The sequence below is a fragment of the Kitasatospora sp. NPDC059160 genome, assembly GCF_042755465.1.
GTDB lineage: Bacteria > Actinomycetota > Actinomycetes > Streptomycetales > Streptomycetaceae > Kitasatospora.
Genome location: NZ_JBHZCN010000166.1, coordinates 1 through 14,017, shown reverse-complemented (window position 1 = coordinate 14,017; position 14,017 = coordinate 1). Strand labels below are relative to the sequence as shown.

Here is a 14,017-nt window from a genome sequence, read left to right as displayed (position 1 = left end):
GCTAAACCCCGCACACCCCACGCACCACGGGCCCGCCCCGCACCGCCACCCACAGCGGCACGAGGCGGGCCCTGCCTGTTCCCGCAGGCAGGGCCGCTGGGCCCTCACCGCCGCTCCGGGCCCCGGAAACCAGGTGACCGCAGCCGCCGCCGTCCTCGACAATGGCGCATGTTGATCGATCACTGGCCGCTGCTGGGACTGCACCTGGCCACTCCCCGCCTGGAGCTCCGGCTCCCCACCGACCGCGAGCTGGCCCAGCTGGCCGACCTGGCCGCAGAGGGCGTCCACCAGCCGGACCGCATGCCCTTCCTCGTGCCGTGGACCGACCTTCCTCCGGCCGAACGGGCACGGTCCGTGGTGCAGCACCACTGGTTGTGCCGGGGGAACTGGTCACCGGGCGACTGGGCCCTGAACCTGGCGGTCTTCGAGAACGGCCGGGTCGTCGGCCTGCAGACCATCGCCGCCCGGGACTTCGCCGTCCTGCGGGAGGTCACCACGGCCTCCTGGCTCGGTGTGCGCCACCAGCGGCAAGGGATCGGCACCGAGATGCGCGCCGCCGTCCTGCACCTGGCCTTCGCCGGCCTGGACGCGCTGGAGGCGACATCGGGGGCCTTCGAGCACAATGCCTCCTCGTTCGCCGTGTCCCGGAAGCACGGCTATGAGCTCGACGGCGTCGACCGTCACGTGGTGCGCGGCGGGCCCGTGACGAACAGGCGGCTCCGGCTCACCCGCGACCGCTGGGAGGCCCATGCCGAAGTCCCCGTCTCGGTCAGCGGGCTGGCGCCCTGCCGGTCGATGTTCGGACTGTCAGCGGGCGCGTGATCGCTCACGGGGCAGGTTCGAACGGCTCGGCCTCTCGGCGTGCGGGTGGGCGGGAGCAGGTGGGACAGCCGCGGCCGGCCAGGTGCTCACTCCGGCTGCGGCTGCGGTCGGGGCCGGGGCCGTGGTCGGGGACAATCTCGGGATGTTCGGCAAATGGATCACCCATCGCACGGCGGACGGCGTCCGCGTCCCCGGCACCTGGCGGCACGTGTTCATCCGCAACGGCGGCCACCACTTCCTCATCGACCTCTTCATCTATGCGGACGGGCTCATCGACTGCGGGGGCCTGGTCACCGTCGAGGAGTTCGAGGAGAAGGTGCGCACCGGGTGGGTGGCCACCAGCCTGCGCGAGGGTGGGGAGGCCTCCGCGGACGAGCTGGCGGAGTGGAGGTTCAGCGGGCCGCGGAGCTGGCGGACTCCGGAGCAGTTGGTCGCCGAGGTCCGCGACACCGTCGACCTGCTGAACGGGCGGCCCGACTCGACCCGCCGGTGCCTGGCCGCCGTCGAGGTCTTCCTCGCCGACCGGACCGAGGAGAACCGGGCCGCGGCCCGGGCGGCGTTCATGGCCGTGCCGGCCCCGGAGCGGTGCCGGATGCTGGGCGACATGGATCGGAAGGACGCCCCGCTGCGCGCGCTGGTGGCCGGACCGGGCGGCCGGACCTACCTGCCGGGCGAACCGCCGGTCACGCAGGAGGTCTACGACCGCGCCCTCGCGTACTTCGAGGGGCGGGCGGACTGGAGTGCCGAGCGGCCCGCCCGTGTCCCGGCGGACGGGCCGGTGGCGTCGCACGCCCCGGCGGTCCGGCTCTGCCGCTTGTCCCCGAACGAACCGGTGGAGGATCCCGGCAGGCTCGGGCTGCGCAACGACTACCCCGCTCCGATCACGGTGGGAGAGACCGACTACCCGTCCGTCACCCACGCCTACTGGGCCTTGTCGGTGGCTCAACCCGAGGTCCGGGCCGCGGTCGCGACGGCCGGGACCGCCTCCGCCGCACACAAGGTGGCAGCCGGGGCGCCCCGCCGCGAGGGCTGGGAGCACCTGCGGACCGCCGTCATGACGCGCCTTCTGCGCGCCAAGTACGAGCAGCATCCCGAGCTAGCCGAGATCCTGCTGGCGACGGGCGACGGCACCCTGGTCTACGACGACCTGCACTCGGCCTTCTGGGGCGACAACGCCGGCCAGGGGCGCAACTGGACGGGGCGTCTCCTCGAACTCGTCCGTTCCGAGCTGCACGCACGGCGGGCCGGGATCCCCGGGCTGTGACCGGATCGGGTGGGGAGGCCCGGGGATCCCCGGCGGCACCGGTCAGATGAACGGCACCGGTCAGATGACCGGCGGCCCCGCCTCGATGCGGCGGAGGACCGGGGGTAGGCGGTCGAGGTCGGGGCCGGTCTGGAGCTGCCGCTCGTCCCACCAGGTGGCGCCGGCGTCGTGCAGCGGGCCGACCACGTCCTTGGCCCTGGCCGGGTGCAGGGGCGTGGCGCCGCCGAGCACGAACTCGAAGGGGCGCTCGGCCCCGGTCGTACGGTGCTCGCACACGTAGCCGACCAGCTCCCGTACCTCCGTCACGTCCGGCGGGTGACCGTGCCGGGCCGTCTCGAAGAGCGGCACCGCGCCGTCCCACCGTGCTGCCCGCCGCATGGGCGCGCGGCGCGGCCAGAAGCCGCCGATCCACACCGGCGGACGGGGCTGCTGCACGGTGGCGGGCACCAGCGTCACGTCGCGGACCTCGTAGTGCCGGCCGTGGTGGTCCACCGGCTCGCCGGACCAGAAGCGGCCCAGCAACTCCAGCCCCTCGTCGAGCCGTTCGGCGAGGACGCGCGGCTCGGCGGGGTCGCCGAAGCTGCGGTACTCGTCGTCGAGCGGACCGCCCAGGCCTGCGGCGAAGATCGCCCGGCCGCCGCTGAGGTGGTCCAAGGTGGCCACCTGGCGGGCGAGTTGCTGCGGACGGTAGCGAGGGACCGGGGTGAGCAGGGTACCCAGTCGGATCCGGGAGGTGGCCAGCGCGGCGGCGGTCAGCAGCATCCAGGGGTCCCCGAAGGGGCGGCCCTGGTGCCGTCGGTGCAGGACGTGGTCCCAGACGAAGAGCCCGTCCCAGCCCGCCTGTTCGGCGGCGGCGGCCACGGTCGCGACGTTGCGGGGGTCGGCGAAGTCGCCGAAGTTGGGGATGTTCACGGAGAACCGCATCCCAGCAGGATGCGCGGCCGACCGCGACGTGGCAATCGAATTCGGACCGGCGGGGTCGGGCGGGTCAGGGGGTCAGGGTGCCAGGGGGCCGCCCGGGGTGAGGGCGAGGCCGGTGAAGCGGGTGGCGATCAGGCGGTGGGCCTCGGGGGTGGGGTGGACGGCGTCGGGGTGCGGGTGGATCTCGTGGTCGGGCTCGCCGTACAGGGCGCGGCCGTCGAGGTAGTGGAGGTTGGGGTCGCCGTCCGCGACCCGGGCTTCGACGATGCGGGCCAGTTCGTCGCGGACCACGGTGAGGGTGAGGCGGCCGGGGCCGGGCTCGCCGGTGGCGCGGAAGCGGAGGGTGCCGGCGGTGAAGTCGGGGGCGAGCGGGCCGGGGGTGTGCTCCTGGACGGGGCAGAGGATCGGGGAGACGACCAGGAGGGGGGTGGTGGGGTGACCGTCGCGGATGGTGTCGAGGAAGCCGTGGACGGCCGGGGTGAAGGCGCGCAGGCGCATCGCGTCGGCGTTGACCACGTTGATGCCGAGCTTGAGGCTGATCAGGTCGGCGGGGGTGTCGCGGATGGCACGGGCGGTGAAGAGGTCGAGCAGGGCGCTGCCGCCGAAGCCGAGGTTGGTGAGGTCGAGGCCGGCGGCGAGGGCCACGAGGGCGGGCCAGGTCCCGGTGGGGTGGGTGGCGTTGGAGCCGTGGCTGATGGAACTGCCGTGGTGCAGCCAGCGGTTGCGGGTTCCGGCGGCCACGGGGGTGAGGGGCGCGTCGGAGTCGAGGGCGATGAGTTCGGTGGTCTCGGTGTGCGGGAGCCAGATCTCGACGGTCTTGTCGCGGGCCGGCAGGCCGGTGAAGTGGGCGGTACCGGGCGGGCCTTCGGTGAAGGTGGTGCGGCCGGTGGCGAGGTCGATGGTGCGCAGGTTGCCGCCGGGGACGGTCGCCTCGGCGGTCTGCCGGCCGTCGACGAGGAGGTCGTAGACACCGTCGGGCAGGTCGGGCACGCCGGGGTAGGCGCGCTTGGTGGGGACGGTGTGCAGTGCCAGCGTGGTGGCGCGGGTTCGAAAGGTGAGCCGGACGCCGGAGGGCTGGGACTGGGCCATCGCGAGCTGTTCGTCGGGGATCTGGCGGCGGGCGCGGGCGGGCAGTCGGTGCGGGATCAGGCCGCGGCCGGTGTGTTCGACGTCCAGGTGGCCGTGCAGGAGGGCTTCGGTGGCGGGCGTGGTGATCATGGCGTCTCTTCGTTCTGCGGTGTGGAGCTCTGCTTCCTATGATGAGTATGGGATTGCCTAGATGAATTAGGCAAATGGAAAGCCTATGTAGGTGCAAGCAGGGATCCGGTGCTTCTCGGCTTGAGGGAGTCTTGAGCGGTCGAGCTGGTCCGAACGGACCGGATGCCGGATGATCGGGCCCGCGGGGCCGGACCGGACCGGAACTCCGGCACGAACGGCACGAGCGGCACGAGCGACGCAAGCGGCACGAGCGACACGGGTGAGCAGAGGGGCTGCGGACATGGAAACGGCACGCACACTCGTCCTGGTGGCGGCCACCGTCACCTGCGGACTGACCGCCGGGCTGTTCTACGCCTACGCGTGCTCGGTGATGCCCGCGCTCGCCCGGGTCGAGGACCGGACGTTCATCGAAGTCATGCAGCGCGTCAACGTGGCGATCCTGAACGGCTGGTTCGTGCTCGGCTTCGTCGGCGCGCTGCTCACCACGGCTGCCGCGGTCGCCCTGCACCTGCCCTCGGACGGTCACCGCGCGCTGCCCGCCACGATCGCCGCCCTGGTGCTGTACGGGGCGGCGCTCGTGGTCACCCGTGCGGTCAACATCCCGCTGAACGACGCGTTGGAGAAGGCCGGGGCGCCGCAGCGGATCACCGACCCGACGGCGGTACGCACCCGCTTCGAGGCGCGCTGGGTGCGCTTCAACGTGCTGCGCGCGCTGCTGTGCACGGCCGCACTGGGCTGTCTCGCCTGGGCGCTGGTCCTCGACGGGCCGCACTGAGCGGCCCGTCGACCGTGCCGGACTCCCGTGCGGCCCACCGGCGCAACACCGGCCGGTGGGCCGCACGGGAGGCGCGGCGGTACTCGTCCCTACCCGCCCGCGACCCGCGCCACGAGGGGCCGACGCCTCGGCGTACGGGAGGCCGCCCGGGGGCTGCTCAGGTCCGCTCGGCCCAGGTCCACGCGGCCCAGGTCCACGCGGCCGAGGTCCGCAGTCGTGGCAGCCGGAACGGGCGCGGCAACCCCGGCCGACGTGGCACGCCGGACCGCGGCGGGCCGCCGGAGGGTGAGGGCGAAGTCCCGGTGCGCCTTGGCCGTCGGCGTCAGGGCGGGCGGCAGCTGGATCCGCCCGTCCTCGACCATCCGCCGCACGGCGGTGCGGCTGAGGCCGAGCCCGAGCATCAGCAGCCGTTCGACCCGGACCGGCACGGGCAGCTCGAAGGCGACCAGGACGGTGAGCGGCGTCGGGTCGTCGAGCGCGTGCAGGGGCGTCCGGACCTCCAGCTCCCAGGTGCCGGTCCAGTCGAGGCGGTAGCAGTTCCGGGCGGCGAGCGAGGCGCTCGTCGCCAACTCCCGCACCACGGCGGCGTCGTTGGTCTCGTAGGCCACCAGTCGGGCCGGGTCGAGCGAGGAGACGTGGGCGCGTTCGTGGACGGGCACCTTCGAGGTCCGGTCGCAGCCCGCGCAGCTCAGCAGCAGCCAGACGTCCAGCAGCTTCCCGCTGGCGTTGACGCGGATCTTCCCCGAGGGGCGGTGCCGGGTGCCGGGGCAGTCCGGGCAGGGCCGGACGACGGTGGGCAGGGCGGACTGACGCACGGCCCAGCGGGCCTTGCGGTCGGTATTCATGGTGGTGGTTGCTCTCAGGACTCTGCAGGAGCGCCCCACGGGCCCCGCCCCCAGCGGCCCCGACCGTGGCAGGCCGGAGCAGGGCAGGGCAGGGCGGATCGCGGGCGCTCCCGGGATAACGGATGCACACGTGGGCGCGGGTCATCGCCTCGGTACCGAGCCGTCAGGCTCCGAGGTCGATCGCGCGACAGGGTTCGTTGGTGCTACGTGGTAGCCGTTAAAAGTCCATGCGGATGATCGTGGTCGGGGATCGGCCCGCGGGCAACCGGTTTTCCGGCAGGCCCGGCGGGCCCGGTCGGGGCCGGGCCGCGCCTGGTCAGCCCCGGTCGACCCCGGGCCGGGCCGACTGGGCCGGGCCCGGTCAGCAGAGGGTCGCGAAGCGGTACCCGCGCGCCTTGAGGGTCGACAGGATCGTCGGCAGGGCCGCCGCGGTCTGACTGCGGTCCCCGCCGCCGTCGTGGAGCAGGATCACCGAACCAGGGCGGACGTTGTTCAACACCCGCGACCGGATCGCCGCCGCCCCCGGCCTGGACCAGTCGGCCGGGTCCACCGACCAGAGCACGACCTGCTTGCCGAGCGCCGCCGCCCGGGAGCGCACCGTGCCGTTCACCGCCCCGTACGGCGGGCGCAGGCACGTCGGGGTGTGTCCCGTCCGGGCGCGGATGACCCGGTCGGTGTCGCCGACCTGGGCGGTGAAGGAGGAGCCGGAGAGCCGGCGCAGGTCCGGGTGCGACCAGGAGTGGTTCTGCACGCTGTGGCCCTGCCGGGCGACCTGGGCGGTGAGCGAGGGGTGGGCGGCGACGTTCTCGCCGAGCTCGAAGAAGGTCGCGCGGACGCCGTAGCGGTCGAGGATCGAGAGGATCCTCGGGGTGTAGGCGGGGCTGGGGCCGTCGTCGAAGGTGAGGTAGACGACCTTGGCGCCGCCCTTGCTCCCGGCCGGACCGGCGAGCCCTGCGGGACCGGCGAGCCCCGCCGGCCCAGCAGCGTCCGCGGTGCCGACGGGGCCCCCGAGCACCGCACCCGCCGCCAGCGCGGCGACGGCGAGCGCGCCGACCGCCTCCCGGAGCCGTCCACCCTTCCGTCGCCCAACTCCGCTGCGCCCAAGAGCTCGTAAGGCCATGCCTGCCCCCTGGTGTCGGAACTGCCGTGTACCGACCAGTCTGCGCCGCCGACCGCCGGCACCGCGACCGGCCCGAGCACGAAAGGGGACGAAATCGGCCAGCCGGACGGCGGGTTGACCGCGCGCACGCCGCGCCGGGAGCGCCCGGGGTCAGCGCGCGCCGCGCCCGTGCAGGACGAGCGCCCGGCCGAGCGCCAGCAGCCCCGCCGTGCAGAGCACCGTGCGGCACACGTTGGCCGTGACCCACGTCCCCTCGAACTTCGCCCGCACCGCCGCGAGGTCGAGGATCCGGGACGGATCGCCGGCCGCCGCCAGGTCGTTGTTCAGCGGGATGTTGACACCCATGGTGACCATCAGCGCCACCCCGTACAGCAGGGTCGCCCCGGCCGCCCAGAGCGCCGCCCGCCGCCGGCCCGCCCGGTGCTGGAGCCAGGCCGCGACACCCGTCGCGACGAAGGCGCCGACGAAGACCAGGCCGAACACGCCGTTCTCGATCGACGTGTTGATGTGCTGCATCGCCGTCACGTACGTCCGGTCGTCACCGGCCGCCAGGCCCGGCATCACCGCCACGTCGAAGGCGAAGAACAGCCCGGCCATCAGGCCCATCGCGAGGGTGGCACCCACCAGGACCGGACCGGCGGCCCTGCCACGGTCAGCGGGCACCACCGACGGGGCACCTCCTCGACTGGGGCCGTCGAAGGCCCCTGGAGCGTTGCGGTGATCGGGAGTTGAGGTCTGGCTGGAGCGCATCGGTCATCCTTCGGTTCTCCCCTGGCGCCCAGGCGCATGCGTGAGCGTCCACGGCACGGGCCGGCCCCGGGGCCCGGGGCCGTACCTCCTCCGGCGTCCACCAGAGCACGGCGCGGCCGCCGCCGACCACCGCCCTCGACCCGTCCTCCAGCGGTCCTTGAGCACACCCAGCGGGCGCGCAGCGGAAGGACCGCTCTCACGGCGAGACCGCGACGACCGCGACGAAACCGCGGCGGAAAGCGGTGGCGCGGCGGCGACGGCGGGCGCTATGCTCCCCGGCGATGAACACTTTCGCTGCTCTCGGATCGGAGGTCCCGTTCGCCCAAGGTGAGTGCTGATGCTCACTCACACCGCGAACGAGGATGCCTCCCGCTTCTCCTTCTGGCGGCGCGTACGCGAGTACGCCGTGCCGCCCTCCATGATCGAAACCGCCACCGCGCGCCGACTCGCCGGTGACTGGGCCGGGGCCTGCGCCGCCGCCAACGTCGAGGTCGACTTCCGCCTGCGGGACGTCGCGCACGCCCACGGGCACACCCTGGCCGAACGGGTCCGCGAGGACCTGCGCCGCCTGGCGCCGGACCTGCTGCGCTGGCACCTGCCGCGTACCGCCCCCGCCGGACTGCTGCGCGCCGGGCTGACCGTGCCGCTCGCCCGCTACCCGGGCGAACGGCCGGTGCACCTCGTCGTCCGGACACCGCCCGCCTGGGCGGAGTACGGGCAGCGGATCAGCCTGGCGCTCTGGGACGGTTCGGATCCCGACCCGGCCCCGCACCCCCATCCGCGCCCCAGCCGCCGCTACCGGCTCGACCTGCACCGGCACCTGTGGGACGCGGGCCGCAGCGGTGAGTTGGCGACGAGGGCCGGCTCGTGTCCGCCAACCTGCCCACCGGGCAACGGAGTCGGGCCGCACAGGCTGCGCCGGGCGGTCGACCGCTGGGCCGCAGAGGCCGAGCTGCTGCTGCGCGCCGAGGGGCTCCCGCCCGGGCCCGTCGCGGTCCGGCTCGGGCGCGGTGAACGGCTGGTGCTCGCCCCCGACGGCCGCATCGGCGCGGCCGTCGGGGACCTCCGGGCCCTGCCCCTGCTGCCCGACGCGGCGACCTGGGTACCGCCCGACCTCGACCTGCTGCACAGCGGGGAGCTCGACGCCGGCCGGCTGCACCCCCTGGTCGCGGCCGCACTGGCGCCCGGCCACCGACCGGGGCGGCAGGACCGACCACCCGCCGGACAACGGCTGGTGGAGTGCCGCGGCGCCCGGCACCGGATCGCCGTGGTCGACGGGGTGCTGACCGCACTCGACCACGACCCGGACCAGCTGCGCCGCGAGGAACTGCTGGCCGCGCTGTCCGGCACCCCGCTGCCCTGCCTGCGCGCCATCGACCAGGCGCACCGCGATCCGGCCGAACTGGACGACGTACGGGAGCGGTTGAACCACGGCGACACCGCCGGGGCCCTCGCCGTGGTGGAGGACCTGCTCGGCCGACAGGCGTCACTGCGCGACGGCCCCCTGCGGGACGAGCTCGCGGCGACCGCCGAACGCCGGGTCGCCTACGGCCTCTACCGCTCCGGCCTGACCGTCGACGGGCGGGCCAAGGCCGTGGCCGGCAGGACCTCCTACGCGCTCTACCGGTTCGGCAGGCCCAGCCACCTGCGCGGCGGTTACCCGTTCCCCCGTCCGCCGCGGATCGCCACCACCACTCGCTGACCACCGCTCGACCGCACGCGACCTGTGCACCCCGTGCATGCCGCGCATGCCGAACGACCCACTGACTTCCGACCCCCCAAGGTGATCACCCATGCCCATGACCATGCCCATGCCCGTGACCACGCCCGCCCCCGCCCGGCTCGACGTCGCCCGCCGACTCCTCGACCTGCTCGCCGACACCCGCACCGAACCCCGCCCGGACGACCAACTGGAGGCGCTCACCCTGGCGGTGGCCGCGGACCTGCCCGTGCTGCTCTGGGGCGAGCCCGGCATCGGCAAGACCGCCGCCCTCAACCAGCTCGCCGAGGCCCTGGACCTGCCGCTGACCACCGTCATCGCCAGCGTCCACGAGCCCTCGGACTTCTCCGGGCTGCCGGTCGTCGGCGACGACCCCGCGCAGCAGGGCATCCCGCTGGCCCCGCCGGACTGGGCGGTGCGCCTGGTCCGGGCCGGGCACGGGCTGCTGTTCCTGGACGAGTTGTCGACCGCGCCGCCCGCCGTCCAGGCGGCGCTGCTCCGGCTGGTCCTGGAGCGGCGCATCGGTTCGCTCCAACTGCCGCCGGGCGTAAGGATCGTGGCGGCGGCGAACCCGCGCTCCTCGGCGGCTGACGGGTGGGAGCTGAGCGCGCCGCTGGCGAACCGGTTCGTCCACCTCCAGTGGGTGCACGACCACGAGGTGGTGGTGCGCGGCCTCGGCGGGGTGTGGCCGGTCGCCACCCTGCCGGAGCTGGATCCGGCGGAACTGTCCGCGGCGGTCGGGTTCGCCCGCCGGGCGGTCTGCGAACTGCTCACGGTCAGGCCGGAGTTGGTGCACCGGCTGCCCACCAGCGAGACCCGGCGCGGCGGCGCCTGGCCGTCCCCGCGCAGCTGGGACATGACGCTGCGGCTGATCGCCTTCGCCACCGCGGCCGGCTCCTCCCGGGAGGTGCTGTCGCTGCTGGTCCGGGGCACGGTCGGGGACGGACCGGGGCTCGAACTGATGGCCAGCATGGACCGGATGGACCTGCCGGACCCGGAGCTGCTGCTCGCCGACCCGGCCGCCGCCGTGCTGCCCGAACGCGGGGACCTGCGCCAGGTGGTGCTGGACGGGGTGGTGGCCGCGGTGCGCAACCGGCCGGAGCGGGCGCGCTGGGACGCGGCCTGGGCGCTGCTGGTACGGGCGATGGCGACCGGCGCGCCGGACGTCCTGGTCGTCCCGGCCACCACGCTGGCCTCGCTGCGCCGGGAGGACTGGGAGGTCCCGGCGGCGATCGAGCACCTCGCCTCGACGGTGGCGCTGTCCCGGCGGGCCGACCGGGCGGCCGTCCGGACGGCCGCTCGGACCGACGTGACGGCCGGCCGATGAGCACCCGCCGCACGCCCGGGGCGAGCGCACCTGGGGGCAGCACACCGAAGGGCACCACCCCGCCGGACACCGGCTGGAGCGCCCGGCCCGCCGCCACACCGCTGGACGTCCGCAGGCACGGCAGACCGCTCACCGCCCGCCCACTGGCCGTACCGGTGACCGCCCCGGGGTCCCTACCGGTGCGGACCCCGGTGTCCGCGTCGGCGGACCCGCGCCCGCTGGACCTCGACAAGCTGTACGCCGCCCGGCTCCAGGCCGCCCGGGCCCGCCCCTACCTGGCGACCGCGCTGTTCGCCCTCCACCTGGTGGAGGACCGCCGGGTGCCGACCATGGGCGTGGACCGCCACTGGCGCTGCTACGCCTCCCCCGCCTTCGTCGAACGCACCGCGGTGGAGGACCTCGCCTCGATCTGGGTCCACGAGGTCTCGCACCTGCTGCGCGACCACCACGGGCGCAGCGACCGCCTGGCCCGCAGCCTCGGGCTGACCGGACCCGCGGACCGGCTGCGGATGAACATCGCCGCAGACTGCGAGATCAACGACGACGCCTTCGGCGACGGCCTGGTCACGCCCGCGGGCGCGCTGACGCCGAGCCGCCTCGACCTGCCGGAGGGGAGGCTGATGGAGGACTACGTCCGCGGCTTCCGCTTCGACCTGCGCCGGCTGAACCTGGCCTGGCTGGACTGCGGCAGCGGCGCCGACGGCGTGGACCGCCCGCGGGAGCTGGGCCCGGACGGCGCCCACGGGCTGACCGCCCAGGAACAGGACGCGGTCCGCTTCCGGGTCGCCGAGGCCATCCGGGGCCGCCCCGGGGATGCCCCGGCGGGCTGGCGGCGCTGGGCCGAGGAGGCGTTCCACCCGCCGCAGCCGTGGCGCCAACTGCTGGGCGCGGCGCTGCGCTCGGCGGTCTCCGGGCCGGGCGCGGGCGGGGACTACAGCTACGGCCGTCCGGCCCGCCGCTCGGTCTCGCTGCCGGGCGTGGTGCTGCCGAGCCTGCGGCGGCGCCCGCCCCGGGTGTCGGTGGTGATCGACACCTCGGGGTCGGTCTCGGACCGGGAGCTGGGCGGTGCGCTGCTGGAGGTCGCGGCGATCGGCCGGGCGGTCGGCGGCCGGCACGACCTGGTCACGGTGCTGTCCTGCGACGCGGCCCCCCAGTCCGTCGGCGCGCTCTGCCGCGCGGCGGGCATCCCGCTGGTCGGCGGCGGCGGGACGGACCTGCGGACGGGCTTCGCGGCGGCACTACGGACCAGGCCGCAGCCGGACGTCGTCGTGGTGCTGACGGACGGGCAGACGCCCTGGCCGGCGGTCGCGCCCTCGTGCCGTACGGTGGTGGGCCGGTTCCGGCGCCCGGCCCGGTACGACGAGAACAACGGCGAGTACCGGCCGGACGCACCGCCGAGCTGGGCCCGGGTGGTCGACATCGGCTGAGATGGCCCGACGGCAGGAGGTCCCCGTGCACGACGAGGAGGGGGCCGCTCCCCCGCAGCACCACCCGGACGAACACGTGCGCCTCGCGACCACCGCCGGGCACTCGCCGAGGTGGCACCGCCGGACGCGGCCGCGCTGGTGGCGCAGGTGCTCACCGACCCCGACCGGGCGATGGCGAGCGGCGCGGTGGTCGAGTACCTGGACCGCCGCGCGGCGGAACTGCTGACGGACCCGGGGTTCCCGGCCTGGCACCGGGAGCTGGCCGGGGCCGCCGCGGCCGACGGCTTCGCCGTACGGCGCCTGCACGAGTGGGCGCTGCTGCGGGCGGTCACCCTCGGCGAGCCGTGGGAGGCGGAGCAGCTGCTCGCCGCCTCCGACCGGCTCCAGCTGCGCACCGCCGAGACGGCCCCGACCGGCCCCGCGCTCGACCTCCTCGCCGAGCGCGGCCGGACCCGGCAGATCCGCAACGCGGCCACGGCCCGACTGCGGCGGCGCTGAGCCGCCGACCGGCGAGGGGCGGTCGGCCCCCGCTGGTGCAGGGCGCCGCGCCGAGGGCCGGCGACCGCCGGTACCGGAGCTGATGCCGGACGGCGCCCGGCCCCCGGGGAGAATCCGGGGACCGAGCGCCGCTCGACGGGGGCGCCGTCAGCCCACCATGGCCGCCAGCACGCTGCGCCAGTCCTCGCCCGGCTCCGGCTGGAGCGCGGCCGCGAGGGTCTCCGCCCGGTAGTGCCACGGGCGGCGCAGCTCGGGGTCGGCGTCGGGGCGCAGGTCCAGGACGCTGTCCGAGCCGAGCAGCCGGATCAGCTCGGTGCCGAACTCGGCCCAGGAGACGTGCCCGGTGATCGCGTTGACGATCCGGCCGGCGGCGGGGCCGTCGGGCAGGGCACAGGCGGCGAGGGCGCGGGCCAGGGCGGCGGAGTGCACCCAGGCGGCGCCGTGCCACTCCTGCGGCTCGCCGTCGGCGGCGGCCGGCAGGGCGATCGGGCGGCCGGCCAGGGCGGCCTGGTAGAGGTCGCCGGTGGAGCCCCAGCGGAGCTGGTCGCGCAGGCGGTGGTGCGGGCCCCAGACGATGGGGGCGCGCACCACGGTGGCCGGGCCGTGGCCGGTGGCCTCGGCGGTCTCGAACAGCATCCGCTCGCAGTCGAGCTTGGCCTGCCCGTAGGCGGTGACGGGTGCGCCGCTGGGGCCTCCCTCGGCGACCTCGGTGCCGGGCGGGCGCCCGTAGGCGTCGATGCTGCTGACGAAGACGAACGGGCCGCCGGACCAGCCGTCCAGCAGGGCGCGCATGGCGGCCGTGTCGACCTCGTGGTCGGTGAAGGTGCAGGCGGAGTGGATGACGGCGTCCACGCCCTTGACGGCGCGCTGGAGGCTGTCGAGGTCGGCGAGGTCGCCCTCGGCGATCTCGGCGCCGTGCAGGGCCGGCAGGTGGGCCGACTCGGGGCGGACCAGGACGCGTACCGGCCGCCCCTGGGCCATCAGTTCCTGGAGCACGGCGGCGCCGACGCCGCCGGTGGCGCCGGTGAGCAGCACGGTGCCGGTGCGCGGCTCGGTGCTGTGGAGGCCGTCGACGCGGGTGAGGGCGGCGCGGCGTTCCTCCTCGCGGGCGGCGAGCAGGGCGGCGAGGGCGCGCGGGGTGCGGTGCTCCAGGATGTCGAGGCCGGTGAGCGGCACGCCGACGCGGGTGCGCAGGCGTTCGGCGAGCTGGACGGCGATCAGCGAGTGGCCGCCGAGGGCGAAGAAGTCGCCGTCGGCGGGCGGGACGCTGCCGAGCAGTTCGCCGAAGGCGGTGCGGACCAGGTCGAGCGGGCCGGTCGCGGCCCTGGCG

General features: G+C 75.3%; 13 protein-coding genes. 7 read left to right on the top strand and 6 right to left on the bottom strand.

Annotated elements, in window-relative coordinates:
* Positions 1-168 precede the first annotated feature (168 nt).
* Both ACFXOZ_RS39920 and ACFXOZ_RS39915 read left to right on the top strand, forming a co-directional pair.
* On the top strand, positions 169-822 hold the full coding sequence (locus tag ACFXOZ_RS39920; RefSeq protein ID WP_380594938.1) for a GNAT family N-acetyltransferase: 654 nt from the start codon (positions 169-171) through the stop codon (positions 820-822).
* A 142-nt stretch (positions 823-964) separates the two neighbouring features.
* Entirely contained in the window at positions 965-2,086 is a 1,122-nt protein-coding gene (locus tag ACFXOZ_RS39915) for an NADAR family protein (RefSeq protein WP_380594936.1), read from the top strand.
* Positions 2,087-2,146: 60 nt separating this feature from the next.
* Here ACFXOZ_RS39915 and ACFXOZ_RS39910 read toward each other — a convergent pair whose 3' ends face one another.
* Positions 2,147-3,010, bottom strand: a complete 864-nt coding sequence (locus tag ACFXOZ_RS39910) for an LLM class flavin-dependent oxidoreductase (protein WP_380594934.1) — start codon at positions 3,008-3,010, stop codon at positions 2,147-2,149.
* A gap of 72 nt (positions 3,011-3,082) precedes the next feature.
* A complete protein-coding gene (locus tag ACFXOZ_RS39905) occupies positions 3,083-4,225 on the bottom strand; it encodes a GDSL-type esterase/lipase family protein (RefSeq protein WP_380594932.1) in 1,143 nt (380 codons plus the stop codon).
* A 280-nt stretch (positions 4,226-4,505) separates the two neighbouring features.
* On the opposite strand from ACFXOZ_RS39905, the gene ACFXOZ_RS39900 reads away from it, so the two are divergent.
* Positions 4,506-5,000, top strand: coding sequence for a DUF1772 domain-containing protein (locus tag ACFXOZ_RS39900; protein ID WP_380594930.1), 495 nt, complete (start codon positions 4,506-4,508; stop codon positions 4,998-5,000).
* 89 nt (positions 5,001-5,089) lie between these two features.
* Here the strand turns inward: ACFXOZ_RS39900 and ACFXOZ_RS39895 are convergent, their stop codons facing one another.
* The 3 genes from ACFXOZ_RS39895 to ACFXOZ_RS39885 all read right to left on the bottom strand — a co-directional run bounded on the left by ACFXOZ_RS39895 (position 5,090) and on the right by ACFXOZ_RS39885 (position 7,628).
* Entirely contained in the window at positions 5,090-5,845 is a 756-nt protein-coding gene (locus ACFXOZ_RS39895; protein ID WP_380594928.1) for a DUF1062 domain-containing protein, read from the bottom strand.
* A gap of 361 nt (positions 5,846-6,206) precedes the next feature.
* Entirely contained in the window at positions 6,207-6,965 is a 759-nt protein-coding gene (locus ACFXOZ_RS39890) for a polysaccharide deacetylase family protein (protein ID WP_380532661.1), read from the bottom strand.
* A gap of 150 nt (positions 6,966-7,115) precedes the next feature.
* Complete coding sequence (locus ACFXOZ_RS39885) at positions 7,116-7,628, bottom strand: DUF1772 domain-containing protein (RefSeq protein ID WP_380594926.1); 513 nt, start codon at positions 7,626-7,628, stop codon at positions 7,116-7,118.
* 424 nt (positions 7,629-8,052) lie between these two features.
* Here ACFXOZ_RS39885 and ACFXOZ_RS39880 point away from each other — a divergent pair, with 424 nt between their 5' ends.
* From ACFXOZ_RS39880 to ACFXOZ_RS39865, 4 genes are all read left to right on the top strand, one after another.
* Complete coding sequence (locus tag ACFXOZ_RS39880; RefSeq protein ID WP_380594924.1) at positions 8,053-9,417, top strand: hypothetical protein; 1,365 nt, start codon at positions 8,053-8,055, stop codon at positions 9,415-9,417.
* A gap of 91 nt (positions 9,418-9,508) precedes the next feature.
* Entirely contained in the window at positions 9,509-10,762 is a 1,254-nt protein-coding gene (locus ACFXOZ_RS39875) for an AAA family ATPase (protein WP_380594922.1), read from the top strand.
* Positions 10,759-12,189 (top strand): VWA-like domain-containing protein, encoded by a 1,431-nt coding sequence (locus ACFXOZ_RS39870; RefSeq protein WP_380594921.1) that lies wholly within the window; start codon positions 10,759-10,761, stop codon positions 12,187-12,189. The genes ACFXOZ_RS39875 and ACFXOZ_RS39870 overlap by 4 nt, the downstream gene beginning before the upstream one ends.
* Positions 12,190-12,300: 111 nt before the next feature.
* A complete protein-coding gene (locus tag ACFXOZ_RS39865) occupies positions 12,301-12,687 on the top strand; it encodes a hypothetical protein (protein ID WP_380594919.1) in 387 nt (128 codons plus the stop codon).
* Between the two features lie 147 nt (positions 12,688-12,834).
* On the opposite strand, the gene ACFXOZ_RS39860 is transcribed toward ACFXOZ_RS39865, so the two are convergent.
* Positions 12,835-14,017 (bottom strand): NAD-dependent epimerase/dehydratase family protein (locus ACFXOZ_RS39860; protein ID WP_380594917.1); only part of this gene is annotated, 1,183 nt, incomplete at its 5' end.